21 protein-coding genes and 2 pseudogenes are annotated in these 24,218 nt (G+C 71.7%); 12 read left to right on the top strand and 11 right to left on the bottom strand.

All coding sequences use genetic code 11. The features are described from left to right. Positions 1-471: 471 nt before the first annotated feature. Positions 472-1,263 carry an SAM-dependent methyltransferase gene (locus ACSIH6_RS31325; RefSeq protein WP_435111950.1) on the bottom strand — a complete coding sequence of 264 codons (792 nt, stop codon included), beginning with the start codon at positions 1,261-1,263 and terminating at the stop codon, positions 472-474. A gap of 447 nt (positions 1,264-1,710) precedes the next feature. On the opposite strand from ACSIH6_RS31325, the gene ACSIH6_RS31320 reads away from it, so the two are divergent. Beyond that, the gene (locus ACSIH6_RS31320; protein ID WP_435111949.1) at positions 1,711-3,999 is read left to right on the top strand and encodes a phosphodiester glycosidase family protein; all 2,289 of its coding nucleotides are present in this window, start codon (positions 1,711-1,713) and stop codon (positions 3,997-3,999) included. Between the two features lie 135 nt (positions 4,000-4,134). Beyond that, positions 4,135-4,854, top strand: coding sequence for a polyamine aminopropyltransferase (locus ACSIH6_RS31315; protein ID WP_435111948.1), 720 nt, complete (start codon positions 4,135-4,137; stop codon positions 4,852-4,854). Positions 4,855-4,894: 40 nt separating this feature from the next. Here ACSIH6_RS31315 and ACSIH6_RS31310 read toward each other — a convergent pair whose 3' ends face one another. From ACSIH6_RS31310 to ACSIH6_RS31295, 4 genes and pseudogenes are all read right to left on the bottom strand, one after another. Beyond that, positions 4,895-6,169, bottom strand: a complete 1,275-nt coding sequence (locus ACSIH6_RS31310) for an RNA-guided endonuclease InsQ/TnpB family protein (protein WP_435111947.1) — start codon at positions 6,167-6,169, stop codon at positions 4,895-4,897. A gap of 159 nt (positions 6,170-6,328) precedes the next feature. Next, positions 6,329-6,502 (bottom strand): DUF397 domain-containing protein, encoded by a 174-nt coding sequence (locus ACSIH6_RS31305; protein WP_435111946.1) that lies wholly within the window; start codon positions 6,500-6,502, stop codon positions 6,329-6,331. Further along, positions 6,499-6,990, bottom strand: a complete 492-nt coding sequence (locus tag ACSIH6_RS31300) for a Scr1 family TA system antitoxin-like transcriptional regulator (RefSeq protein WP_435111945.1) — start codon at positions 6,988-6,990, stop codon at positions 6,499-6,501. The genes ACSIH6_RS31305 and ACSIH6_RS31300 overlap by 4 nt, the downstream gene beginning before the upstream one ends. A gap of 148 nt (positions 6,991-7,138) precedes the next feature. Continuing rightward, positions 7,139-7,195, bottom strand: a pseudogene (locus ACSIH6_RS31295) (hypothetical protein); the annotation flags it as partial. A gap of 178 nt (positions 7,196-7,373) precedes the next feature. On the opposite strand from ACSIH6_RS31295, the gene ACSIH6_RS31290 reads away from it, so the two are divergent. Then, positions 7,374-7,742 carry a hypothetical protein gene (locus ACSIH6_RS31290; RefSeq protein ID WP_435111944.1) on the top strand — a complete coding sequence of 123 codons (369 nt, stop codon included), beginning with the start codon at positions 7,374-7,376 and terminating at the stop codon, positions 7,740-7,742. A 151-nt stretch (positions 7,743-7,893) separates the two neighbouring features. On the opposite strand, the gene ACSIH6_RS31285 is transcribed toward ACSIH6_RS31290, so the two are convergent. After that, entirely contained in the window at positions 7,894-8,946 is a 1,053-nt protein-coding gene (locus tag ACSIH6_RS31285) for a LacI family DNA-binding transcriptional regulator (RefSeq protein WP_435111943.1), read from the bottom strand. A gap of 191 nt (positions 8,947-9,137) precedes the next feature. Here ACSIH6_RS31285 and ACSIH6_RS31280 point away from each other — a divergent pair, with 191 nt between their 5' ends. The 5 genes from ACSIH6_RS31280 to ACSIH6_RS31260 all read left to right on the top strand — a co-directional run bounded on the left by ACSIH6_RS31280 (position 9,138) and on the right by ACSIH6_RS31260 (position 15,983). Next, positions 9,138-10,982 (top strand): glycoside hydrolase family 2 protein, encoded by a 1,845-nt coding sequence (locus tag ACSIH6_RS31280; protein WP_435111942.1) that lies wholly within the window; start codon positions 9,138-9,140, stop codon positions 10,980-10,982. 138 nt (positions 10,983-11,120) lie between these two features. Next, complete coding sequence (locus tag ACSIH6_RS31275) at positions 11,121-12,410, top strand: extracellular solute-binding protein (protein WP_435111941.1); 1,290 nt, start codon at positions 11,121-11,123, stop codon at positions 12,408-12,410. After that, positions 12,407-13,354: a carbohydrate ABC transporter permease gene (locus ACSIH6_RS31270; protein WP_435111940.1), complete on the top strand. Its 948-nt coding sequence runs from the start codon at positions 12,407-12,409 to the stop codon at positions 13,352-13,354. The genes ACSIH6_RS31275 and ACSIH6_RS31270 overlap by 4 nt, the downstream gene beginning before the upstream one ends. A 1-nt stretch (position 13,355) precedes the next feature. Continuing rightward, positions 13,356-14,261 (top strand): carbohydrate ABC transporter permease, encoded by a 906-nt coding sequence (locus ACSIH6_RS31265; protein ID WP_435111939.1) that lies wholly within the window; start codon positions 13,356-13,358, stop codon positions 14,259-14,261. Positions 14,262-14,411: 150 nt separating this feature from the next. Then, on the top strand, positions 14,412-15,983 hold the full coding sequence (locus tag ACSIH6_RS31260) for a glycoside hydrolase family 43 protein (RefSeq protein WP_435111938.1): 1,572 nt from the start codon (positions 14,412-14,414) through the stop codon (positions 15,981-15,983). Between the two features lie 158 nt (positions 15,984-16,141). Here the strand turns inward: ACSIH6_RS31260 and ACSIH6_RS31255 are convergent, their stop codons facing one another. The 4 genes and pseudogenes from ACSIH6_RS31255 to ACSIH6_RS31240 all read right to left on the bottom strand — a co-directional run. Next, positions 16,142-16,963 (bottom strand): SAM-dependent methyltransferase, encoded by an 822-nt coding sequence (locus ACSIH6_RS31255; RefSeq protein WP_435111937.1) that lies wholly within the window; start codon positions 16,961-16,963, stop codon positions 16,142-16,144. A gap of 346 nt (positions 16,964-17,309) precedes the next feature. Further along, positions 17,310-18,134 (bottom strand): DUF3159 domain-containing protein, encoded by an 825-nt coding sequence (locus ACSIH6_RS31250; protein WP_435111935.1) that lies wholly within the window; start codon positions 18,132-18,134, stop codon positions 17,310-17,312. A gap of 328 nt (positions 18,135-18,462) precedes the next feature. Continuing rightward, the gene (locus ACSIH6_RS31245; protein ID WP_435111933.1) at positions 18,463-19,065 is read right to left on the bottom strand and encodes a response regulator transcription factor; all 603 of its coding nucleotides are present in this window, start codon (positions 19,063-19,065) and stop codon (positions 18,463-18,465) included. A gap of 29 nt (positions 19,066-19,094) precedes the next feature. Continuing rightward, positions 19,095-19,682: pseudogene (locus tag ACSIH6_RS31240) on the bottom strand (sensor histidine kinase); the annotation flags it as partial. Positions 19,683-19,961: 279 nt separating this feature from the next. Here ACSIH6_RS31240 and ACSIH6_RS31235 point away from each other — a divergent pair. The 4 genes from ACSIH6_RS31235 (at position 19,962) to ACSIH6_RS31220 (ending at position 23,748) form a co-directional block, all read left to right on the top strand. Continuing rightward, entirely contained in the window at positions 19,962-20,846 is an 885-nt protein-coding gene (locus ACSIH6_RS31235) for an ABC transporter ATP-binding protein (protein ID WP_435111932.1), read from the top strand. 37 nt (positions 20,847-20,883) lie between these two features. Beyond that, positions 20,884-21,612: an ABC transporter permease gene (locus ACSIH6_RS31230; RefSeq protein ID WP_435111931.1), complete on the top strand. Its 729-nt coding sequence runs from the start codon at positions 20,884-20,886 to the stop codon at positions 21,610-21,612. 119 nt (positions 21,613-21,731) lie between these two features. Continuing rightward, positions 21,732-22,376 (top strand): GOLPH3/VPS74 family protein, encoded by a 645-nt coding sequence (locus ACSIH6_RS31225; protein ID WP_435111930.1) that lies wholly within the window; start codon positions 21,732-21,734, stop codon positions 22,374-22,376. A 157-nt stretch (positions 22,377-22,533) separates the two neighbouring features. After that, positions 22,534-23,748 carry an acyltransferase family protein gene (locus ACSIH6_RS31220; RefSeq protein ID WP_435111929.1) on the top strand — a complete coding sequence of 405 codons (1,215 nt, stop codon included), beginning with the start codon at positions 22,534-22,536 and terminating at the stop codon, positions 23,746-23,748. On the opposite strand, the gene ACSIH6_RS31215 is transcribed toward ACSIH6_RS31220, so the two are convergent. Continuing rightward, a complete protein-coding gene (locus ACSIH6_RS31215) occupies positions 23,749-24,189 on the bottom strand; it encodes a hypothetical protein (protein WP_435111967.1) in 441 nt (146 codons plus the stop codon). Between the last annotated feature and the right edge of the window lie 29 nt (positions 24,190-24,218).

Here is a 24,218-nt window from a genome sequence, read left to right as displayed (position 1 = left end):
AGCTCTTTTCCGTTCAGACCTGGTTGGGGGCGGTGTCAGGCTCCCGGTCACTGCGGCGGACCGCGACTGGTCTGGCCTCTCCACCGTCTGAAGCCGCGCGAAAGCGAGGATGCCTCGGCGGGAACCCTCGCACAGCCGCGGTGGAACGGCGCGAGCGGGTCCGCCCCGGCGTGCTCCAGGCCCGCAGCGCGAACGCGTTCTCCCGCGAAGCGCCGAAGACGGCGCCGCGCCGCGCAGCGGCAGGTGGGCGCATCGCCCTGTGGTCCGCGACACAGACCTGCCCATGCAACACGAAGTCGGGCTCGCCTGGTAGAGGCCCGTCTCCATGGGGCGCATAAGCAGTACTTATACCGGGGCGACGGCCCGGGACCGCGGGCTGTGTCGGAGCCCCGCCGCGACAGGAAAAGCCGTCGGGCCCGCGCAGTGGTGTGCGGGGTCCGACGGCTCGGGTGGGACCGGCTCCGGGGCCGTTCAGGCCTTGCGGGCCATCCCGCAGTACTCGTCGGCGGCGGTGGGCAACTGGCCGCCGACGTCGATCTGGGAACTGCGCCACTCCAGCGCGGGCACCACACCGGGCTCGACCAGGTCCAGTCCCGCGAAGTACTCGCCGATCTGCTCCGGTGAGCGCAGGATGTACGGCAGGGACGCGTCGGCGTTCCACGCCTGCGCGGCCCGCCGCATGCCCTCGCTGGTGTCGGTGCTGTCGGCGATCGCGAGGAAGCTGCCCGAGGGCAGCCGTTCCATGTACGAACGCACCAGGGACACCGCCGTCTCGTGCGTGTGATGGCCCAGGATGCCCAGCATCGTCAGGCCCACCGGACGGGCCAGGTCCAGCGTCCGGGACGCCGCCTCCAACACGACCTCGGGGTCGTGCACGTCGGCGTCGACGTAGTCGGTGGCGCCCTGTTCGGTACCGGTGAGCAGGGCGCGGGCGTGCGCGAGGACCAGCGGGTCGTTGTCCACGTAGACCACGCGCGCGGACGGGTTCACGGCCTGGGCGATCTCGTGGGTGTTGTTGTGCGTGGGCAGCCCCGTGCCCAGGTCCAGGAACTGGTCGATGCCGGCCTCGTCGGCCAGGTGGGTGACCGCGCGCAGCAGGAAGGTGCGCTGGGCGCGCGCCACGTCGACCATCTCCGGGAAGTCCTTGAGGATGAGGTCGCCCAGGGTCCTGTCCGCGGGGTAGTTGTCCTTGCCGCCCAGCCAGTAGTTCCACACTCGAGCGGAATGGGGGACGGAGGTGTCGATGGGGGGTGGGGTAGCCATGGGAACCATGCTCCAGGTGGGGGGTGGGGAAGGGACCACGGCCTCAGGCACTTCGTCCTGAGAGGCCGGAAACGCGGGAAATGGGGGGCTTGCGGTCGCGGTGTGGCGCTGGTGGCGATTGTAGTGCCGCGCTCCGCACCGGAGCGCACGCTCTGGCCAGTCGTTTCCGGGTCCTCCCCCGCGTGGGAGGTATGCGAAAGACCGTCTCCGAAGCGGGCTCCTCCGGGAGCCCGCTTCCGTCGTCTCCACGGTGGTGCTCCCCAGCCGTAAGGACCGCCCCGAGACACGGGGGAGAGGAGTCCGCGGGTTTTCGCCCCGTGTTCATGTCCTCACCCTCCGGTGTGTACCGCCGCTGGAAAGAGCACCCGTCGTGGAGGATGTGCACGGCCCGAACACCGGGCGCATCACTCGCCCCACCGACGAGTCCTCACGCGAAAGGGTGCCCCCGTGAACCTGTCCCGTCCGAGGTCCCCGGGTCCCGTCCGCCCGGCGGCCGTCCCCGTGGTCGCCGTGCTGGTCGCTCCCATGATCCTGGCCGCGCCGTCGTCCCAGGTGACAGCCGACGTCGCCGCGCCGGTGAGCGGGATCGCCGGGGCCGTGGAGGAGCGGATCGCCACCGGGGTGGGCCTCGTGTCCGGCCCCGTCCCCGGTTCCGGGAACGGCGGGGAGCAGTTCGCCAGCCTCCTCACCGTCGACCTCACCGAGGAGATCGGAATCGAGTACGTCGACGGGGACGGTCTCACCTCTCCGGCGACGGTCGCGGACATGGCTGCCGCCGCCGAGCCCCCGGAGGGTTCCACCGTGGTCGCCGCGGTCAACGGCGGCTACTTCGACATCGGCGCGACCCAGGCCCCCCTGGGCGCCGGAATGAGCGACGGGCGCCTGCTCACCTCGCCGGACCCGGGGTTCACCAACGCCGTGGTCATCGACGCCGACGGCAGGGGCGGTGTGCGGCGGGTGACCTTCGACGGAACCGTGTCCCTGCCCTCGGGGGACCTGGACCTCGACGCCCTGAACACCTCCGCCGTCCCCGCGGACGGTGTCGGCCTGTACACGTCGGACTGGGGCGGGCACCCCCGCGCACACGTGGTGTACGAACCCGGGAGCGACCCCGGGGACACGGCCGTCGCCGAGGCCGTGATCTCCGAGGGCGCCGTCGAGCGGGTCAGCAGCGCCCCCGGCAGCGGCCCGATCGACGCAGACGAGCAGGTCCTGGTGGCGCGCGGCTCCGCGGCGGAGCGGATCGCCGACCTGTCCGAGGGCGACCCGGTCGAACTGGAGCACACCCTCACCGCCGAGGGCACCGAGCCCCGCACCGTCGTGGGCGGGCGGCACGTGCTGGTGCGCGACGGCGAACCCGTTCCCGTCGAGGACGACTCCCGCGCGCCGCGTACCGCGATCGGGTTCTCCGAGGACGGCGAGGCCATGCACGTGGTGACCGCGGACGGGCGCAACCGCGGCCACGCCGGTTCCACGCTCGCGGAGGTCGCCGAACTGCTCGCCGCGTCCGGGGCCGACCAGGCGCTGGAACTGGACGGCGGCGGATCCTCGACCCTGCTCGTGCGCGAACCCGGGGGCGTCGGTCCGGTGCTGCGCAACCGCGCCGGGGACGAGCTCCGGGAGGTCCCCGACGGCCTGGTGATCACGGCGTCCGAGGGGTCGGCGGAAACCTCGGGCCTGTGGCTGCGGCCCGCGCTGGAATCCCGACCCGAACACGGCTCCCCCGTGCCGCCCCAGGCAGACCCCCGCCGCGTGTTCACCGGCATGCACCGCACCCTCGCCGCCACCGGGCACGACGAGGCCTTCGGGCCGTCCGGCCCCGGCGCGCCCCACACCCCCGACGACCGCACCGGTGAGCTGGAGCTGTCCGCGCCCTCCGGGCACGGTGACGGCCCCCGGTTCGTCGCGGGAGCCCCCGGCCCGGTGACCGTCACGGGGCGGGCGGGTTCGGTCCGCGACACCGTCGACCTGGAGGTGCTGCCCGCCCCGGGCACACTCCGTGCCACGCCGCGGCGCCTGGGCCTGGCCTCCTCCGAGGACGCCACCTCCTTCGTGCTCACCGGGGTCACCGGGGACGGCGAGCGCGCACCCGTCGAACCGGTCGACGCACGGGTCGAGGCGGTCCCCGAGCTGGTCGAGGTCGTGGCCCGGGGCGACGGCGGCTTCGAGGTGCGGCCGCGCGCCGGGGAGGGGACCGGCGCGGTGGAGGGGACGGGCACCCTCACGGTGACCGCCGGTGGAGTGAGCACGCAGATCCCGTTCTCCGTCGGCACGCGGACGGTCTCCGTGGCGGACTTCGAGGACGCGCGGGAGTGGACGGCACGGTCCGCGCGCGGCGAGGCCGAGGTGCGCCCCGTGGCCGGGCGTGACGGGCCCGGTCTGGCGTTGGCCTACGACTTCACCCACGACATCCGCACCCGGACCGCCGCCGCCCACCCGCCCGAGCCGCTGACCCTGGACCGCCAGGCCTTCGCGTTCACCGTGGGCGTGCGCGGCGACGGCAGCGGCGCCCGGCTCATGATCGGCCTCGCCGACGAGCACGGTGTCGGCCACGCCCTGGAGGGTCCCGTCGTGGACTGGGAGGGCTGGCGCGACGTGCGCCTGGAGGTGCCCGACGACGTCGGACACCCGGTCACGATCTCGCGTGTGTACCTGTTGGAGGAGGACCCGAGCCGCGCCTACGCCGGGGAGGTGGTGCTCGACGGCCTCACCGCCCAGACCGCGACGGAGCCCTGATCCGCCGGACGAGCCCAGCGGCGGTACGGACCCACCGGGGCCGGGCTTCCACCGCCCGACCCTGGACACGGTCCCGCGCCCCGCCAGCACGTGGTACGAAGGGGACCCGAGGACCACGACGAGCAGGAGAGATCAATGAGCGCCCGTTTTCAGGAACTGGACTGGCGGGCGACCCCGATGGGAGAGCTCAGCCTCCGCCGCCGACACGACCCCCTCTTCCGCAAGGAGGTCTACGAGATCAAACTCGACGACGACTTCCTGATGTCGAGCCTGTTCACCGCCGCCGAGGTCGAACTGGCCCGGCTGGCCCTGGCCGAACTGGACGCGGCGAACGGCCTGCGCGTCGCCGTGGGAGGCCTGGGACTGGGCTACACCGCGCACACGGTGCTGGAGGACCCGCGCGTGGGCTCCCTCGTCGTGGTGGAGGCCCTCGGCGAGGTCATCGAATGGCACCGCGAGGGACTGATCCCCTCGGGCGCGTCGCTGGTCCGCGATCCCCGGTGCCGCCTGGAGCACGGGGACTTCTTCGCCGCTGTCGGCGCCGGATCGGGGCCCGCCCCCGACATGGGCGCGGAGCCGTTCCACGCCGTGATCGTCGACATCGACCACTCACCGCGCCACCTGCTCCACCCCGGCCACGCCGGTCTGTACACGGCCGAGGGTCTGCGCCACCTGCGCGAGCACCTGCTCGCGCCGGGCGGTGTCTTCGCCCTGTGGTCCAACGACGCGCCGGACGAGGAGTTCACCGACCTGCTGGCGGAGGTCTTCACCACGGCGCGCGCGGAGGTCGTGGACTTCCCCAACCCCCAGCAGGACCACGACGCGTCCAACACCGTCTACGTCGCGCTGTCTTGACTTCCTCCCCCTCCTCAAAGGAGGGGGATTCCGACCGAACCTAACGGTCCGGTGCCGCTCGCGCGGCGACCCTCACGGGCCCGGTTTCCTGCTTCGACGCCGACAGCGGAAGGGAGGACCCTTGCCGACTCACACCAGCTCCCCAGGCATCACCCGAGACTGCTTCCCGGGCTGCGACTCGACCAGCCGCAAGAGTGTTCTTGGCCGCGTTGAGATCCCGATCATGCCGGGTGCGACAGGAAGGGCACGTCCATACCCGGGTGCCCAGAGAAAGCCGATCCAGCAGGTACCCGCACGCAGAACAGGTCTTGCTGGAAGGAAACCACCGATCCACCACCACCAGCGTGCGACCGAAACGTTCGGCCTTGTACTCCAGTTGGCGGCGGAACTCACCAAAGCCAGCGTCCAGGACCGACCGGTTCAGCCCGGCCTTTTGACGGACCCGCTGACCGGGTCGCTCGACGGTGCCTTTCGCGGAGGCGGTCATGCCCCGCACGTTCAGGTCCTCGATCGCGATCAGGTCGTGCTCGCGCACCAGGCGGGTCGTGGTCCTGTGCAGGAAGTCAGCGCGGGCGTGGCGGACCTTGCGGTGCGCGGCCGCGACCCTGCGCTTGGCCTTGCGCCGGTTGGCCGAGCCGCGCTGGGTGCGTGCCATGCGCCGCTGGTAGCGCTTGAGGTTGCGGGCCTTGCGCTCCACGTGGCGGGGGTTGGCGATCTTCTCGCCCGTGGACAGGATCGCGAAGTCCTTCACCCCCAGATCCACACCCACCTCAGAACCAGTGTCCGGTGCCGGGTCAGGATCGTCGGTGTCCACGGCGAAGGTCACATACCAGCGCCCGTCCGCCTCACGCGAAACGATGACCGTGGTCGCCTCCAACGCAGCCAGGTTCACGTCATCCCACGACCAGGCCACCCTCAGCGGCCTCTGGTGTTTGGCCAGGAACAACTCACCGTCGCGGAGGCGAAACGCGCTGCGGGTGTAGTGCGCCGACTGTCGGCCCTGCCGGTTCTTGAACCGGGGGTAGCGGGCGCGTCCAGCGAAGAAGTGGGAGAACGCGCTGTGCTGGTGGCGCAGGGTCTGCTGCAACGGCACCGAGGACACCTCGGACAAGAACGCCAGGTCTTCGGTCTTCTTCCACTGGGTCAGCGCCTGGTCGGTCTGCTGGTACGAGGTCCTCTCGCCGCGCTGGTGGTAGGCGGTGTGGCGCTCGGCGAGCGTTTTGTTCCACACCAGGCGCACGCACCCGAACGTGCGACCCAGCTGGGCCGCTTGTTCGGGGTCCGGGTAGGCCCGGCACTTGTACGCCGTCCGCATACGGCAAAGGTTAGAGCAAGGAGAAGTATGTGTAAGGCAAAACGGGAAAGGTGCCGACTGCCTGCCCGGATTCCTCCCCGGCCTCAAGGCCGGGGCATCCTCCGGGAGACATGGTGAACTCCCCCGCTCTCCTGAACGGGGAGTCGGCTGTGTGGGGTGTCAGCGCACGGAGGCGTCGCATTCGCAGCGGAGCAGAGCGGCCCACTCGGCGGCGGGGAAGGCCAGGGTGGCCGCTTGCTGGTTCTGGGTGTCGCGTACCAGGGTGGTCGGTCCTTCGCTGACCTCGACGCAGTGAGCGGCGTCATTGCTGTAGCTGGACTTATGCCACATCACAGCAGCCTTCCTAGCAGGGCGGATGTTTCCCCCAAGGGAGAGCACAGTCCGATCAGGTTCCTCACGACAGACACTACCGCCGCGGTGTCCTCCGGCTCGTCCATCAACAGGTTGCCCCGGGCGTAGTCGGAGGCCGCCACAGCAGCGCCGTCCGCCAACCGGTAGACCTGGATCGAGGCGGCGATCAGCAGCATCGGATTGCCGTCAGGAATCAGGTGAACCGCCATGCGCTCCCGTTCCATGTGCCGCAGGATCGTCTTGACCTGGTCGGTGCGTACGCTGTCGGGCAGGCAGGTCAGCGCGGAGATGGGGAAGACGGCGGTGACGAACGGATCATTCCTTCGTTTGAGCACCTCGTAGCGCGAGACACGAAGCTGGGCGAAGCGCTCCACATCGTCGTTGGACGCGCTGGGATGTCCGGCGCGGAACACCATGCGCGCGTAGGGCAGGGACTGGAGGAGGCCGGGCACGAGGTTGGAGACCGTCACCCGTGTCGATCTCCACCGCCTTCTCTTCCAGGGCGCCCTTGGAACGCATCCAAGGCGGAATCTGCAACCCGGTGGCCACCGGTTCCCACGTGCGCACCAAGCGCCCTTCGGCCTTGAGCGCCTTGTCGAGCTGTTCGACCTTCGCCCGCTTGGGAGTGATGACGCCGGTCTCCCACCGGGACACCGAGGCGGCAGAGGACCCCACACGTTCAGCAAGCTCCTCCTGCCTCAAACCGGACAGTTCACGGAGCTTGGAAAACAGAGATGTGAATTCGTTCTCAGTCACACATCAAAGCTATCCAGCTATCTGCACGTGAGACCATATCCGTGCAGACAGGTATTGGTAGCTGTGTAAAACTCCTTCCCAGCCGCATCGTGGGTGTATGGATGCGATCGAACAGCTGAAGCACCTCCAAGAAGAACTCACCGCGCGCGGACTGTCCTCGCAGATCGGTGACAAGCCCCACTGGTTCAGCCTGGACCCCCTGCCCACCCTGACCTGCTGCCCCTACCTCGGATACGCACAGGTCACCGTCACCGAACACGGCCTCTACCGGTGGTTGGACGGCAAGGGCGACTACAGGACCCACCCCCGCGTCTTCGCCGGACTGGTCGTGGACGACCTCATCCGCACCCGCGCGGGAACCTCGACCCCACCCGAACTGACCGAATGGAACAAAACTGCCAAACAGATAGCGCCACCGCTCCCCCGCCGAAGCGAGTGGAGGCGTGCGAGCGAACAGGAAGAGTGACACGACAGCGGGCCCCACCACCGCCATGCCGTGGGGTCCGTTCTCATTCACCTATGCAAGCATGAACAGAAAATCAGACCATTTCCATGCATTCCCGTAAAGCGGATTGCACGTCTTCTGTCGGCCTCGGCCTCTCCGAGGAGGACAGGCGTCAGAGCGCGCTGGCACTGCTCTCCCGAACCAGGAGGGTGTGGCCCACGACGACCTTGGCCGAGGCCCGGTCGGCCTCGCTCCCGGGCACCGCGTCCGGAGCGCCCCGCCTGGCCTCCACCGCCTCCAGCAGCAGCCGCACCGCCTCGCGGGCCAGGCTCGGCTTGTCCGGGGCGACGGTGGTCAGGCTGGGCACGGAGTAGCGCCCCGGGGCGATGTCGTCGAACCCGACCACCGCCACGTCCTGGGGGACCCGCACCCCGGCGTCGTGCAGCGCGCGCATCGCCCCCAGCGCCAACAGGTCGTTCATGCACAGCAGCGCGTCGGGCGGCCCGGACCCGGCGACGAGCTCGGCGGCCAGCTCCGCCCCGTCCTTCCAGTGGAAATGCCCGGCCGGTCGCACCAGCGCGGGGTCGTAACCCCTCCCCCGCGCCTCCAGGGCCTCGCGATAACCACGGGTGCGCAGCTCGGCCGTGCCGGAGGGGCCCGGCGGCCGACCGCCCACCACCGCGATCCGGGTGCGTCCGCCGTCGAGCAGGTGCTCGGTGGCCTCCCGCGCGGCGGCCACGTTGTCGATCGCCACGTGGCCGTGCCGGACCGTGCGGGGCAGCTCGCCCAGGAGCACCACCGGCAGCCGGGAGGGGTGCGTGTGCAGGGCGGCGTCGTCCATGGCGAGCGGGCTGAGGATGACGCCGTCGACGAAGTCGGCGCCGAACCCCTCCAGGGCGGACTCCTCGCGGTCGCGGCGGGCCTCGCTCTGGTGGACGAGGACGGTGCGCGAGAGGCGTTCGGCCTCGCGGATGACCAGGTCGGCGAGCTCGGCGAAGTAGCCGAGGTCGAGTTCGGGCACGACCAGCGCGATCACGCCGGTCTCACCGCGGCGCAGGTGGCGTCCGGCCAGGTTGACGCGGTAGCCCAGCGCGGCGATGGCCGCCTCCACGGCGGCGCGCGTGGCGGGCCGAACGTGCGGATGGTCGTTAATAACGTTGGAAACCGTTTTCTCCGAGACCCCGGCCTGACGCGCGACGTCCTTGATACGCGGCCTCGTGCCCACGTCCACCCCCGATCAGCGCCATCCTAGCCCGCGCCCCGCCGCCGCCCCGCGGTCGGACCCGGCCTCCCCCGCCCGGCACCCGGAACCCCCTGACCTTCGCGTCGAGGTATTTACATCGATGTAAAAATGTGCTGACATTTGCCGTGACGCCAGTCACAGGACGACGCCGCCGTGAGAAGGAGAAGACCTCCGTGCCGACGCACCACCAGTCGCAGCGCGGGAACGGGCCCACCGCTCCGCCCCGCCCCGAGTACCCGCGCCCGCAGTTCACCCGCCCCGACTGGCTGTGCCTGAACGGCGCCTGGGGCTTCGAGGCCGACCGCGGCGACAGCGGGCTCGAACGGGGCCTGCGCGACGCCGAGCTCTCCGGCACCATCACCGTCCCCTTCTGCCCTGAGTCGGAGCTGTCCGGCGTGGGCGACACCGACTTCATGGAGGCGGTCTGGTACCGGCGCACCGTCCGCGTCCCCGACGCCTGGGCGGGACGGCGCGTCCTGCTGCACTTCCAGGCCGTCGACCACGACACCACCGTGTGGGTCAACGGTGTGGAGGTCGTCCGCCACCGCGGCGGGTTCACCCCCTTCACCGCCGACCTGGCCGGGGTCGCGGGCCCCGGCGAGGAGGCCGTGGTGGTCGTGCGCGCCCGCGACAGCCGACACGGCTTCCAGGCCCGCGGCAAGCAGGCCACCTGGTACGCCAACTCCGGATGCCACTACACGCGCACCACCGGGATCTGGCAGACCGTGTGGATGGAACCGGTCCCCGACGTGCACCTGCGGCGCCCCCGCGTCACCCCGGACCTGGCCAACAGGGCCTTCCACCTGCTCCTACCGCTGTCCGGCAGCGGCGAGGGGCTGCGGGTGCGCGCCGCCTTGGAGGACGGGGACGGCGAGGTCACCACGGCCGAGGCCCGCGCCGACCTGGACACCGCGCCCCGGCTGACCCTGACGGTGCCGCGGGAACGGCTCCGCGCCTGGTCGCCGCAGGACCCGCACCTGTACACGCTGCGCCTGGAACTGCTCGACGCCCGGGGCGATGTGGTGGACCGGGCCGGGTCCTACGCGGGCCTGCGGTCGGTCTCGATCCAGGGCAAGGCGGTCCTGATCAACGGCCGACGCGTGTTCCAGCGCCTGGTCCTGGACCAGGGCTACTACCCCGACGGGCTGATGACCGCACCCGACGACGCCGCCCTGGTGCGCGACATCGAACTGGGCCTGCGGGCCGGGTTCAACGGGGCCCGCCTGCACCAGAAGGTCTTCGAGGAGCGCTTCCTGTACCACGCCGACCGGCTCGGATACCTGGTCTGGGGCGAGTTCGGCGACTGGGGGTGCGCGGCCGACGGCGGCGCGGCCGACGACAACCAGCGGCCGGACGCCTCCTACGTGGCCCAGTGGACCGAGGCCGTGGAACGCGACTACTCCCACCCCAGCGTCGTCGGCTGGTGCCCGCTCAACGAGACCTTCCAGCGGTTGCACGACCGCTTCACCGCCCTGGACGACGTGACCCGGGCGATGTTCCTGGCCACCAAGGCGATCGACCCCTCCCGCCCGGTGGTGGACGCCTCCGGGTACGCCCACCGGGTCCCCGAGACCGACGTCTACGACTCCCACAGCTACGAGCAGGACCCCGAGGCGTTCCGCGAGCAGATGAGCGGCCTGGCCGAGGACGACCCCTACGTCAACCGCGGCGCGGACGGCCGCGACTGGTCGGTGCCCTACCGCGGGCAGCCCTACTTCTGCAGCGAGTTCGGCGGGATCCGCTGGGACCCCGACACCGACGGCGGTGAGCAGTCGTGGGGGTACGGAGACGACCCGAGGACCCCGGAGGAGTTCCACATCCGCTTCGAGGGTCTGACGGGTGTGCTGTTGGAGGACCCGGACATGTTCGGTTACTGCTACACGCAGCTCACCGACGTGTTCCAGGAACGCAACGGCGTCTACCGGTTCGACCGCGGCGACAAGCTCGACACCGCCCGCATCGCGGCCGCCCAGCGCAGGACGGCCGCGTACGAGAAGGCCGACCGTCGGCCCGAGTGAGCGCGTCCCCGGCAAGCCCCGGGGACCACCCACCCCCCGTATCACCCCCCGCCTTTTCCTTGGAGTCCGCCGATGCCACACCCGCCACGCAGATCCCGCCCGCCGACCGGGTCGCCTCCACCGTTCTCCCGGCGTCGCGTGCTCCTGGGCACGGGAGCCCTCGCCCTGGGCTCGGCCCTGGGCGCCGCCGGATGCGCCCCCGGCTCCGGTTCGGGACCGACCACGCAGGTGCGGTTCTGGAGCCTGTTCCAGGGCGGGGACGGCGCCCGGGTGGAGACCATGCTGGAGGCGGTGCGCGAACAGGCCCCGCACCTGGGCGTCACCCCCAGCACGCTGGCCTGGGGGCCGCCGTACTACACCAAGCTGGCGGTGGCCTCCGTGGGCGGGCGGGCCCCCGAGACCGCCGTGCTGCACCTGTCCCGCCTGCCCGGGTACGCCCCCGGCGGACTGCTCGAACCCTTCGACCTGGACCTGCTGGCCGAGTTCGGGGTCACCGCCGAGGACTTCGTGCCCGACCTGTGGGAACGCGGCATCCACGACGGCGCCACCTACGCCGTCCCGCTGGACACCCACCCGGTGATCGTCTTCTACGACACCGGGGTGGCCGACCGGGCCGGTCTGCTCGACGGGAACGGGAAGTTGACCGGCATGGACTCCCCCGAGGGGTTCCTCGCGGCGTCCCGGGCGCTGGCCGAGGCCGGGGGCGGCAGCGGCGTCTCCTACGGGCACGTCAACGACGACTCCCAGGGGTGGCGGCTGTTCTGGATGCTGTACAACCAGACCGGCGCGTCCATGGAACTGCCCGAGGGCGGACCGGCGGTGTTCGACCGCGACGCGGCGCTGCGCGTGTACACCTTCCTCGCCGAACTGCTCGACGGCCGGACGTCGGAGCCGAACCTGGACTACCCCACCGCCCTGGCGGCCTTCGCCTCCGGGCGCTCGGCGATGCTCGTGTGCGGGGAGTGGGAGCTGCCCTACCTGTCGGAACACGTGGAGAACCTGGGCGCGGCCCCCTTCCCCACGGTCTTCGACCAACCCGGCGGGTACGCCGACTCCCACGCCTTCGTGCTGCCCCGCCAGGGCGACCCCGACCCCGAACGGGTGCGCGCCGCCCACGAGTTCGTGGCGCTCATGGTGCGCAACAGCCTGATCTGGGGCGAGGCGGGCCACATCCCGGCCTACTCGCCGATCGCCCAGTCGCCGGAGTACCTGGCGCTGGACCCGCAGTCGGACTACGCGGCCGCCGGTGAGACCCCGGTGCTCGACCCCGAGGTGTGGTTCGCCGGGGCCGGATCGCGGTTCCACTCCGACGTGAGCGAGGCGCTGCGCACGGCCCTGACCGGCGACGGGCCCGAGGCGGCGGTGGAGCACCTGGGCCGGACCCTGGACTCCTGGGCCGCCCGCACCAACCCGGGAGGGCTGGAATGAGCGTGACCACCCAAGCCCCCGCCCGCCCCCGCGCGGGCGAGGGCTCCCCGCCGGGCGGCCCCGGCGCCGCGCGAGGGCTGTGGCGACGCCTGGCGGACTCGCCCCTGGTGTTCCTGCTGCCCTTCCTCCTGGTGTACGCGCTGTTCCTGGCCTGGCCGCTGGTGAGCGGGCTGTGGATGAGCTTCACCGACATCGCCCTCAACGGGGCGGGCGGCGCGTTCGTCGGTCTGGAGAACTACACCGAGGCGCTGGGCGACCCGATGGTGTGGCGGACCCTGGGCAACACCGTCCTGTTCACCCTCGTCACCACCGTCCCCCTGGTGGTGGTCGCGCTGGCCATGGCGGTCCTGGTGCACACCGGGCTGCCCGGGCAGTGGTTGTGGCGGCTGTCGTTCTTCCTGCCGTTCCTGCTGCCGGTGGCCACCGTGGCGCTGGTGTGGAAGTTCCTGTACGTGGAGGACTTCGGTCTGCTCAACCACGTGCTGGGGCTCCTGGGGACGGAGGGCCTGGGCTGGCTGACCGACGAGGGCGTGGCGATGTGGTCGGTGGCACTGACCACGGTGTGGTGGACGGTCGGGTTCAACTTCCTGCTGTACCTGGCCGCCCTCCAGTCGATCCCCGGCCACCTGTACGAGGCCGCCGCGCTGGACGGCGCGGGGGTGTGGGCCCGGCTGCGCCACGTCACCCTCCCCCAGTTGCGGGGCACCACGGTGGTCGTCCTGTTGTTGCAGGTGCTGGCCTCGCTGAAGGTCTTCGACCAGATCTACCTGCTGACCGGAGGCGGCCCGGGCGAGGCGACCCGTTCGCTGCTGCTCTACATCTACGACGTGGGCTTCACCGGCTACCGGTTCGGGTACGGCGCCGCCGTCTCCTACCTGTTCCTGGCGCTCGTCCTCGGAGTGGCCGCCTTCCAGTTGTGGATCAGCGCGAAGAGGAGGGGCTGACATGGCGACGTGGAGCATGCGTTCGGCGCGGCGGGCCGAGGTGGCCCTGGACCGCGCCAGGCAGCGCGACCTGATGCTGGGCGGGGGCCGCGGACCGCGGATCGCCGCCTTGTCGGCGCTGGTGGTCTTCGCGGTGCTGTGGCTGGCGCCCATGGTGTGGGCGCTGATCACCTCGTTCAAGACCGAGGGGGACGCGGTCTCGCTGCCGCCGACCCTGGTCCCCGAGACCGGGTTCACCCTGGAGCAGTACCGCAACCTGTTCGAGGCCGGAAACGTCCAGATGTGGCTGTTCAACAGCCTGGTCATCGCCGTGCTGGTCACCCTGCTCACGATCGTGGTGGCGGCCCCGGCGGCCTTCGCGATGTCGCGCATGGACTTCCGGGGACGCGCGGCGCTGATGGCCTTCACGATCGCGGCGATCGTGGTCCCGCCGCAGCTGCTCATCGTGCCGCTGTTCCAGCAGATGGTGTCGCTGGGCCTGGTGGACACCTACGCGGCGGTGATCCTGCCGCAGCTGGTGGCGCCGGTCATCGTGTTCGTGCTCAAGCGGTTCTTCGACGCGGTGCCGCGCGAGCTGGACGAGGCGGCCCGCATGGACGGGGCCTCGCACTGGCGGCTGTTCGTGTCGGTGATCATGCCGCTGTCGCGGCCCATCCTCGCGGCGGCGTCGATCTTCGTGTTCATCACCGCCTGGAACAACTACCTGTGGCCGTTCATCGTCACGACCGACCCGGCACTGATGACGCTGCCCGTGGGCATCCCCAACATCCTGGACTCCTACGGGACCTTCTACGCCTCGCAGCTGGCGGCGTCGATGGTGGCGGCGGCACCGATGGTGGTCGTGTTCATGCTGTTCCAGCGCCAGATCGTCAACAGCGTCGCCACGACGGGTCTGGGCGGCCAGTGAGGACGGGCCTTCCGCGCCCGGGCCCGACCGGCCGCGACGCGCCCGAGGGCGCACCGTGCGTCGCGGGGACTCCGGGCGCGGAGGCTTCACCCCAGGATTACAACGATGTAAGAAGAAAGAGCACCACTCCTCCTCGGACGGGAAGCAGCGATGTCACCACGCACGTCCCCTCGCCCGCGACGCCCTCTGACGGCCCTCAGCGCCCTGACCCTCGCGCTGCTCACACTCCCCCTGGCCACCACCGCCACCGCCGCCGCCTCCAGCGGTACCGCCGCGACGACGGCCACGACCGCCATCGCCGAAGCGGCGGCCGAACCGGCCGATCGGTCGGCTCCCGCCGATTCCGCGCGGGAGGGGACGTTCCGCAACCCCCTCAACGCCGGAGCCGACCCCACGGTCGTGCACCACGACGGGAACTACTATCTGTCCACCACGCAAGGCGACCGCATCTCCGTGTGGAAGTCGCCCAGCCTGGCCACCCTGGCCACCGCCGAACCCGTGGAGGTGTGGCGCGACAGCGACCCCAGCCGCGACACCGAACTGTGGGCCCCGGCGCTGCACCGGTTCCGGACCGAGGACGGTCCGCGCTGGTACCTCTACTACACGGCCGCCGACAGCAGACTGAGCGACCCGGTCGAGCGGGACGCCAGCCACCGGCTCTACGTCCTGGAGTCGGCCGGTGACGACCCCGCCGGGCCCTACGAGTTCAAGGCGCGGATCGCCGACACCGGCACCTACGCCATCGACGGCGAGCCGTTCGTGCACGACGGGCAGCCCTACTTCGCCTGGAGCAGCCCCGGACGCGGGTTCGACGGCGGCCCCCAGCAGCTCTACGCCGCGCGGATGAGCAACCCCTGGACCATCGAGGGCGAGCCCGTCGCGCTGCCCAACGAGGGCGGCTGCCCCGAGGTCCGGGAGGGGCCGACCCCGCTGTACCGCGACGGCAGGACCTTCCTCACCTACTCCACCTGCGACACCGGCAAACCCGACTACCAGATCTGGTCGATCGCGCTGGACGAGGGCGCCGACCCGCTGTCCGCCGACGCCTGGGAGCAGCTGCCGGGGCCGCTGTTCAGCCGCGACGACGCGGCCGGTGTCTGGGGGCCCGGGCACCACTTCTTCTTCACCTCGCCCGACGGCACCGAGGACTGGATCGCCTACCACGCCAAGAACACGCCCGAGTACACCTACTCGTTCCGCTCCACGCGCGCCCAGCGCATCGGCTGGACCTCCGAGGGCACCCCCGACCTCGGACGGCCGCTGGCCGCGGGGGCGACCCAGCCGCTGCCCTCCGGCGACCCGGGCGCGGGCAGCACGGCGATCAACGACACCGACACCGGCCAGGGCGGAGCGCGGGTCTCCTACGAGGGCGACTGGACCACGGGCGACCGGTGCGGGGTCCACTGCTTCTACGGCGACGACCACTACACCGCCCAGGCCGGGGCCACGGCCACCTACCACTTCACCGGGTCGCGGATCGCGGTCCACGGATCCCTGGACACCGACCACGGCTACGCGACGTTCTCCGTGGACGGCGGGCCGCCCTCGGAGCCGGTGAGCTACCACAACCCGTTCCGGGTCGGGGAGCAGCGCGTGTACCTCAGCCCCGAACTCGGGCCCGGCGAGCACACCCTGACCGTCACGGTCACCGGCGACAGGCCCGCGGAGTCCAGCGACGCCATCGTCACCATCGACCGCGCGGAGGTCTACCCCGCGCCGTGACCGCGGCCGGATCCGCCCGTGGCCCGGCCGCGGGCGGATCCGGCGCGCCCTCACCAGTGGGGGCGGAGCCGCCCGCCCCGGCCGCCCGCCCCGCACGCCGGTGTCGGGCATTCACGCGGCGCGGGGGTTCGCGAGCAGCGTCGGGCGTCCGTGCGCCGTCAGGGCTTGCGCGCCACGCCGCCGTACTGGTCCATGCCGCGCCGTGCGCCGACCTCGATGGGGGCGGGGCGCCACAGGGGACAGGGGACCACACCCGGCTCCAGGAGTTCCAGGCCCTCGAAGCGGGCGGCGACCTCGTCCGGACCGCGCAGGAGGTAGGGCACCGCGCCCTGCTTGTTGCCCACCTCGATGGCCTCGTTGTAGGCCTCGCTGGTGTTGGTGCCGTCGTAGCTCGCCAGGTAGCTGCCGGAGGGCAGCGCGTCCACGAGCCGCCGCACGACCGGCAGGACCTCGTCGTCGGGCACGTGGCCCAGGACGCCCATGAGCATGAGCGCGACGGGCTGGTCGAAGTCCAGCGTCTGGGCGGCCCGCTCCAGGATCGCGTCGGGATCGCGCAGGTCGGCGTCGATGTAGTCGGTGACCCCCTCGCGTGCGCCGACCAGCAGCGCGCGGGCGTGCGCGAGCACGAGGGGGTCGTTGTCCACGTAGACCACGCGGGCCTCCGGGGCGATCGCCTGGGCGACCTCGTGCGTGTTGTTGGCGGTGGGCATGCCGGTGCCGATGTCGAGGAACTGGCGGATGCCGGCCTCGCCCACCAGGTGGGTCACGACGCGGACCAGGAACTCCCGGCTGGTGCGGGCCAGGTCCACGATCTCGGGGAAGCCCGCGGCGACCGCGTCGCCCGCCTCGCGGTCGATCGGGTAGTGGTCCTTGCCTCCCATCCAGTAGTTCCAGATCCGGGCCGAGTGGGTCCGCGTGGTGTCGATCTGCGGCGGACCGCCGGCGGAGGCGGGAACGGACGGGGAGGCGTCGTCGGTCATATGGGGTGTCCACCTCGATAGACAGGGGGTTGACGTCACAGAACGCGGATCCCGGTGCCCACGCATCCGTCAGCCCCGGTGCGACGGGGGATCCGCTCGCACCGATGCTATCCACACCACGTGCGCGCGTCCCCCACCGAACATCCGAATCCTCTTCCCCAAGCCGCGTTCGGCCGCAGGGGGGAAAGGCCCCTCCGGACACGGCAGCGCGGCGGGGAACGCGGTGGCCGCCGGTCGTCCTTCCGCGCTGCCGGGGGCCGCGACGGGGACCGCGGGCGGTGCGTGCCGGACACCCCACCGCGCGGTGGGGCGCCGGGGGCGGCGGCCCGGAGGCCGGTGGGGCCGGTCAGCTCCGCGCGGCGGCCACGGCGTCGGAGGACTTGACCAGGCGCTTGGTGGAACGGCGGAACGCCCAGATGACCACCACCGCGACCAGCGCCGTCAGCGGGAAGCCCATCACGGTGTCCGCGATCGCGAGCCAGGCCGTGGAGTCGGCCAGGTAGAGCCACCCCTGCACCGCGAACCGCAGGACGCACATGACCAGCACCGCGAACGTGGCGAAGTGGTGCGCGACCAGCGAGGGCCGGTCCTCACGCCAGGCGTGGGTGCCACCGTGCACGGCGTTCCAGATGACGCCGGTCACCGGCCGGTTCATGAGGGTCGTGGCGAACGTGACCACGCCCAGCACCAGGGCGGCCCAGATCCCGATCACGAAGAAGTCGTTGGCCGACCCGGTCCAGGTGACGATGCCTCCGGCGACCACGACGCCGAACACCCCGCCCCACACGGAGCTGAGGGGCTTGCCGCGCCAGAGCCGCACCACGGCTATCACCACGGCCAGGGCGATCGCGATCCCGACGGCGACCGGCAGCGGGACGAAGGCGACGGCCCCCGCGAAGACCAGGGCCGGGATCGCCGAGAGGACCATCCCCCACGGGCCGCCCGCCGCGTCCATCGCCGTCTGCCTCGTGTCGACGGGCTGCCCGGGGTGGGCGGGGCGCGTGGGCTGCTCGGGCTGCCCGGGGAGGGCCGGGCGCGTGGGCTGCTCGGGCTGGGCGGGGTGGGCGGGCTGGTGCTCGGTCATGGTCACTCCGTCCGGGGAGGTGGTCGCGTCGGTGTGCTCGGGGGAGTCGAGGAGGTCCTGGGCCGCGGTCGTGTCGCTGTGTGCCATGTCGTTCCTCTCGTTCACGTCCGGGTCCGGCTCCGGTGCCGGACCAACGCTCCGTCGCGGCCGCGGTCGCATCCGGGCTGCCCCCGTGCGGGGAAGGGGCAACGAGGTGCCTCGCTCTCGCTCCGGGTGTTCGCCGGTGGTGGCCGGTGTGAGGTTCATGGCCCCATTCCACCGGTTCGCGCGCCCGTCGGGCAGTGCGGCCGCGTCACCACTGCGCCGTGACGTTCCGCTGAGTCAGGCCATGACGTGGTGTCACTGGTGGAACGCGAAAAGCGAGGTCACCGATGTGTCACAGCCGTCCTCGCCGCCGGGGTGACCGCCCCGGGGCTCAGAGCCAGTCGTGCTCACGCGCGTACCGCGCCGCCTCGTGCCGGGTGCGCGTCTGGGTCTTCTGCATCGCGTTGGAGAGGTAGTTGCGCACCGTGCCCTCCGCCAGGTGGAGCTGGGCGGCGATGTCGGCGACCGAGTAGCCCTCACTGGTCGCCCGCAGCACGTCGACCTCGCGGTCGGTGAGCGGGCAGTCGTCGATGACGGCGAGCGCGGAGACGTCCGGGTCGATCCACCGCTTGCCCCGGTGCAGGTTGGCGATGACCGAGGCGATGTGCGCCGGTTCCGCGGACTTGCTGACGAAGCCCTGGACCCTGAGCTTGAGCGCCTTGCGGAGCACGCCGGGCCTGGCGTGGCGGGTGAGCATGAGGATCACCTGCTCCGGCAGTTCACGGCGGATCCGCGCGACGGCGCCGAGCCCGTCCACACCGGGCATCTCCAGGTCGATGACGAGCACGTCGGGCCGGTGGTCCAGCGTGGCCCGCACGGCCTCCTCCCCGTCCTCCGCCTCGGCGAGCACGGTGATCTCGCCCTCCAGCGGGAGCAGGGCTGCCATCGCCTTGCGCAGGAGGGCCTCGTCGTCGGCGAGTACCACGGTGGTCATGGGTTGTCCTTCCGCGTTGTGGTGGGTCGTGCCGGGGCCGGGTGCGGGAACCGCGCGGCCGTCACGAACCGTCCGCCCTCGTGCTCCACCGTCAGCTCGCCCCCGCTGTCGGCCACGCGCTCGCGCAGGGCGGCCAGCCCCCGCAGCCGCGTGGGCGGCTCCTGGGGTGCGCCGTCGTTGACGATGCTGATGCCGGTCTCGGTCAGGGTGATGCGCACCTGCTCGGCCTGGGCGTGGCGCAGGATGTTGGTGGTGGTCTCGCGCAGCACCTGGCCCAGCAGCTCGCCCGCGCCCGGGGCGGCCTCGGCCCGGCGGTCCACGCGCACGTCGATGTCGGCGGCCTCGAAGAGGTTCTTGGCGTTCTCCAGCTCCGCCGACAGGTTCAGGCGCCGTTGGGCGTAGGCCAGCTCCCGGGTCTGGGTGATGGTGTCGCCGACCAGGGCCTGGATCTCGCCGAGTTCCTCCTCGGCCCGGTCGGGGGCGGCGCGCACCAGTTCGCGGGCCAGCGCGGTCTTGAGCTTGACCACGTGCAGGGTGTGGCCCTGGATGTCGTGCAGGTCGCTGGCGAAGCGCATGCGCTCCTGGGCCACGGCCAGCACGGAGTCGGAGTCGATCGCCGCCAGGATCGCCCCCACGGTGGCGAGCGAGGCCGTGGCCATGCCGAGGTTGTGCGCGTGCAGCTGTCCCTGCGTCGTCTCGGCCTGTTCGGACGTCGCGTTCCGCGTGTCCATGTGCGGCTCTCCGGGGTCGGGGGCGAGGGTCCGGTCCCAGTATTTCGCTGTTCGCGCCGCGCCCACCAGTGACACCGCGTCACGGCTCCACCCCGACAAACGTCACGGCCAGGTGGTGACGTGGTCCCACTGCCCCCGGAGCGCGGCGAGCGCTGCAATGGACACATGACCTCCACAGCAGTCATCGACGTCGAACGCCTCAACCTCGAGTACGGCGACTTCCACGCCGTGAGGGACCTGTCCTTCCAGGTGGGACGCGGGAAGCTCTACGCGCTTCTCGGCACGAACGGCGCGGGCAAGACCTCGACCCTGGAGACCGTCGAGGGCCACCGCACCGCCACCTCGGGCACCGTACGGGTCTTCGGGCAGGACCCGCGCGACCGGCGCGCCGTACGGCCCAGGATGGGCGTCATGCTCCAGGAGAGCGGGTTCTCCCCGGACCTGACGGTGAAGGAGTCGGTCCGGCTGATCGGCGGCCTCACCCGGCGCACGGACACGGTCGAACGCGTGCTCGGCATGGTCGACCTGACCGGCAAGGCCGGTACCAAGGTGTCCCAGCTCTCCGGCGGCGAGAAGCGGCGCCTGGACTTCGCCACCGCCGCGTACGGGTCGCCGGAGCTGATCTTCCTGGACGAGCCCACCACCGGTCTGGACATCCAGTCCCGGGACGGGCTGTGGGAGGCCGTGGACCGGCTGCGCGAGGACGGCTCGACCATCGTGCTGACCACGCACTACCTGGAGGAGGCCCAGCAGCGCGCCGACCGCATCGGACTGATGCACAAGGGCTCCCTCCACCGGGAGGGGACCGTGGCCGAGCTGACCCAGGCCCTTCCGGCCACGATCCGCTTCTCCCTGCCCGAGACCGCACCGACGCCGCCGCTCCAGGCCACGCGCCAGGGCGACGGGGCGTTCCTCGTCGAGACCCTCGGCCTGCAGAAGGACCTGTACACCCTGCTCGGCTGGGCGCAGGACAACGCGGTCGAACTGCGGGGACTGGAGGCCGGACCGACCCGGCTCGACGACGTCTTCCGCTCCATCGGCAACGACTAGCCCCTCCCCCGCACCTTCCAGGAAAAGGACCTTCACCATGCTCCCGATCGCTCAGAGCGAGCTGATCCAGATCTTCCGGAACCGGCTGGTCCTGGTCACCATGCTCATCGTTCCGGCGGCCTCCAGCGCGTTCTACATCTACCTGCACCAGGCCTTCCCCGCGCTGCGCGAGGCCCTGGACCTGGGCGCCATCGCCTCGGTACTGGTGTTCCTCGTGGTGACCATGGGGCTCTACACCACCTCGGTGACCACGCTCGCCTCCCGGAGGCAGAACCTCTTCCTCAAGCGGCTGCGCTCCACGGCGTCGAGCGACGCCAGCATCCTCACCGGGCTGCTGCTCCCGGTCACCGCCGTCACGCTGGTCCAGGTGACCGTGATCCTGACCGTGCTGGCCGTGGTCGGCGGCACGCCGGACAACGTGCTCCTGCTGGTGGCGGCCGTCGTCGCGACGATGGTGATGATGGCGGGCCTGGGGCTGGCCACGGCCGGGCTGACCAACTCCCCCGACCACGCCCAGGTGACCACGCTGCCCGTCATGATCGGCGTCCTGGCCATCTCCGGCTGGGTGGGGTTCACCGGCACCGAGGAACTGACCCTGATCAAGCGGCTGCTTCCCGGCGGCTCGGCCTCCGAGCTGGTCGTCAACGCCTGGAGCGGCGGCGTTCCGGTCGCGGAATCCCTGATCCTGCTGGTGCCCACGCTGGCCTGGGTCGTCGTCGCCGTCGCGGCGGCCACCCGGATCTTCCGCTGGGAACCGCGCCGGTGACGGCCCCGGCGCGGGCCCACACACGCGAACGGGGTACTGACGCGACAGCGCCCGTCCGGGCCCGCGGCGGCTCCCGCCGTCGGCGGGCTCCCCACGAGGACGCCCTGGAGGAGAACGACATGGACCTGACCCTGCCGCAGCGGCTCTACCTGCTCAGCTACGACACCGACAAGAACCGGTTCGACCCCGTCAGCGCCGCCTACCGCGGCCAGCTGCTGTGCGCCGCGGCGCTGGCCGACCTGACCCTCGGCGGACTGCTGAGCCCCCGCGACGGCAAGGTGACGCGCGCCATCGCCCGAGCGCCCAAGGACCCGTTCCTTGCCCGGGTCCTGTCCGACCTGTCCCCCAACGAGCCGCACCACTGGATCAACCTCCTCTACCTCCAGATGGGCAGGGCCGAGGAGATGGTGCGCGGAGAACTCGTCGCGGACGGGGCGGTCACGGTCAGACGCGGCCGGACGCTGGGGGTGTTCCCCACCCGCACGGTCGTCCTCGACCGGCCCGAGGAGGTCAGCCGGCTGCGCGAGCGCACACGCGACGCGGTCCTGGGGGGCCGCGACGCGGCGGCGGTGCCCCTCCAGGACGCGGCCATGGTCGCGATCGCGGCCGAGGGCGACGTGTGGACCGTGTTCGCCCCCAACGAGCGCTGGCGGCACAGGCCCGCGGTCAGGGCGCTCCAGGAACGCTTCGACGCCGCGGCCCCCGGGCTGCGCAACGCGGTCCGCACGGCCGTCATGGCCACCGGCAAGGGCGCCTCCGCCTGATCCCCACCGCTGCGTGTGCTCCTCACCGGAGCCACCGGACCCGCCTGACCCGACGCGGCGCACCGTCCCGGCTTCTGGCGCACCGCCCCGACTTCTGGGACACGGCCGCGACATCACGGGGACGGCTCCCTGACACGGGTGCGGCACGATCGGCGCCATGACGCACGACCAACCCGCCACGGACCGCCGCCCGACCACCGGGGCAGGACCGCACCTGCCTGCCCTGGACGGGCTGCGGGGCGCCGCGATCCTCGGGGTGCTGCTGTTCCACACCGGCCACCTGACCGGTGGTTTCCTGGGCGTGGACCTGTTCTTCGTCCTGTCCGGCTACCTCATCACCGATCTGCTGCTGCGGGAGGTCGAAGCGACCGGCACGGTGTCCGTGGCCGCCTTCTGGGGCAGACGGATCCGTCGTCTGCTGCCCGCGCTGGCGGTCATGCTCACCACCGTCACCGTGCTGGTCTGGGCGCTGGGCCCGCCCGACCTGGTGCGGACCACGCTCGCGGACGGGCCCTGGGTCCAACTGAACGTGGTCAACTGGCACCTGCTCGCCGAATCGGTCGGCTACTGGGACCGGTTCGGCGGACAACGGGTGTTCGAGCACCTGTGGAGCATCGCGGTCGAGGAGCAGTTCTACCTGCTGTGGCCGGTGGTGCTGCTGGCCGTCGCCCGGTTCGGGCGCGGCGCGGACCGCGGGGTCGCGGTGGTCGCGGCCCTGGCCTCGGTCGCATCACTGCTGCTGATGACCGTGCTCGCGGGCGCGGCGGACCCGACGCGGGCCTACATGGGCACCGACACCCGGATGTCCGCGCTGCTGCTGGGCGCGGTGGTCGCCACCCGCCCGGCACGCGCCTGGCTGGCCCGTGTGACGGGCCGACCGGCGGGTGCGGTCCTGATGCTGCTCGCGGTCGGCGTCGGTACGGCGTGGTCACTGGTGGAGGGGGCGGACGCGCCGTGGCTGTTCACCGGCGGCCTGTTCGCGCACTCCCTGGCGTCCGCGCTGCTGATCGGACTGTGCGCGCGGGAACCGCGATCGCTGGTCTCACGGGCTCTCGCCTGGCGGCCCCTGCGGTGGCTGGGGCTGGTCTCCTACAGCCTGTACCTGTGGCACTGGCCGGTCATCGTGCTGCTCTCCCCCGAGGTGACGGGCCTGGACGGGTGGTCGTGGACGGCCCTGGTGAGCACGGTCTCGATCGGTCTGGCCGCGCTGTCGAAGTACCTGGTGGAGGACCCGATCCGGTTCCGCGCCGCGTGGGCACGTGGGCGCGGCGGACGGGTGGCGTTCGCGGCGCTCATGGTGGGTCTCGCCGTGTTGTGGCTGGCGCTCCCGGCCCCCGCTCCGCCCCTCGTCGACGTCACCGGTCTGGACTGATCACGTGATCAGCGGGCAGGTCCGCAGCTCCTCCGTCTCCGGAGTGGGCATGGTGAAGCGCACCCGCACCCGTGTGTCCCGCGCGCCGCCGCTCTGCACGTGGGTGCTCAGCGCCGTGCACACGATCTGGTCGACGCCCAGCGGGGTGACGTCCTCGACGGTCAGCGGCGTCACGAGTTCGATCACCCCCGGTTCGATGATCACCCCCACCCGCTGGACCGAGACCGGCTCGATCTCGGTGTGCATACCCGAACCCCCCGGCCCCGCCAGCAACAGCGCCAGCGCCTCGGAGATCGAACCCAGGCCGCCGGTGTCGCGCTGTTGGGGCCGCAGCTCACCGGAGGCGTCGACGAAGTACAGCGTCACCCCGGGCGCCACGCCCGTGGGCGCCTCTCCCCCGTCGGTGACCCCGGTGGGCTGCACTCCGCATCCCGCGACCAGGAGCGCCGCGACGGCCCACCAGACGCGTC

The organism is Nocardiopsis synnemataformans (genome assembly GCF_965343085.1).
GTDB classification, from domain to species: Bacteria; Actinomycetota; Actinomycetes; order Streptosporangiales; family Streptosporangiaceae; genus Nocardiopsis; species Nocardiopsis alborubida.
The sequence above is the reverse complement of the archived record's forward strand: the minus strand, read 5'-3'. Positions and strand labels throughout refer to the sequence as shown.

What these genes read in the sequence shown, in the direction of transcription:
- ACSIH6_RS31325 (WP_435111950.1), bottom strand. Translation starts at nt 1,263, where the DNA reads ATGGCTACCCCACCCCCCATCGACACCTCCGTCCCCCATTCCGCTCGA.
- ACSIH6_RS31315 (WP_435111948.1), top strand. Translation starts at nt 4,135, where the DNA reads ATGAGCGCCCGTTTTCAGGAACTGGACTGGCGGGCGACCCCGATGGGA.
- ACSIH6_RS31310 (WP_435111947.1), bottom strand. Translation starts at nt 6,169, where the DNA reads ATGCGGACGGCGTACAAGTGCCGGGCCTACCCGGACCCCGAACAAGCG.
- ACSIH6_RS31290 (WP_435111944.1), top strand. Translation starts at nt 7,374, where the DNA reads ATGGATGCGATCGAACAGCTGAAGCACCTCCAAGAAGAACTCACCGCG.
- ACSIH6_RS31270 (WP_435111940.1), top strand. Translation starts at nt 12,407, where the DNA reads ATGAGCGTGACCACCCAAGCCCCCGCCCGCCCCCGCGCGGGCGAGGGC.
- ACSIH6_RS31265 (WP_435111939.1), top strand. Translation starts at nt 13,356, where the DNA reads ATGGCGACGTGGAGCATGCGTTCGGCGCGGCGGGCCGAGGTGGCCCTG.
- ACSIH6_RS31260 (WP_435111938.1), top strand. Translation starts at nt 14,412, where the DNA reads ATGTCACCACGCACGTCCCCTCGCCCGCGACGCCCTCTGACGGCCCTC.
- ACSIH6_RS31255 (WP_435111937.1), bottom strand. Translation starts at nt 16,963, where the DNA reads ATGACCGACGACGCCTCCCCGTCCGTTCCCGCCTCCGCCGGCGGTCCG.
- ACSIH6_RS31250 (WP_435111935.1), bottom strand. Translation starts at nt 18,134, where the DNA reads ATGGCACACAGCGACACGACCGCGGCCCAGGACCTCCTCGACTCCCCC.
- ACSIH6_RS31245 (WP_435111933.1), bottom strand. Translation starts at nt 19,065, where the DNA reads ATGACCACCGTGGTACTCGCCGACGACGAGGCCCTCCTGCGCAAGGCG.
- ACSIH6_RS31235 (WP_435111932.1), top strand. Translation starts at nt 19,962, where the DNA reads ATGACCTCCACAGCAGTCATCGACGTCGAACGCCTCAACCTCGAGTAC.
- ACSIH6_RS31230 (WP_435111931.1), top strand. Translation starts at nt 20,884, where the DNA reads ATGCTCCCGATCGCTCAGAGCGAGCTGATCCAGATCTTCCGGAACCGG.
- ACSIH6_RS31225 (WP_435111930.1), top strand. Translation starts at nt 21,732, where the DNA reads ATGGACCTGACCCTGCCGCAGCGGCTCTACCTGCTCAGCTACGACACC.
- ACSIH6_RS31220 (WP_435111929.1), top strand. Translation starts at nt 22,534, where the DNA reads ATGACGCACGACCAACCCGCCACGGACCGCCGCCCGACCACCGGGGCA.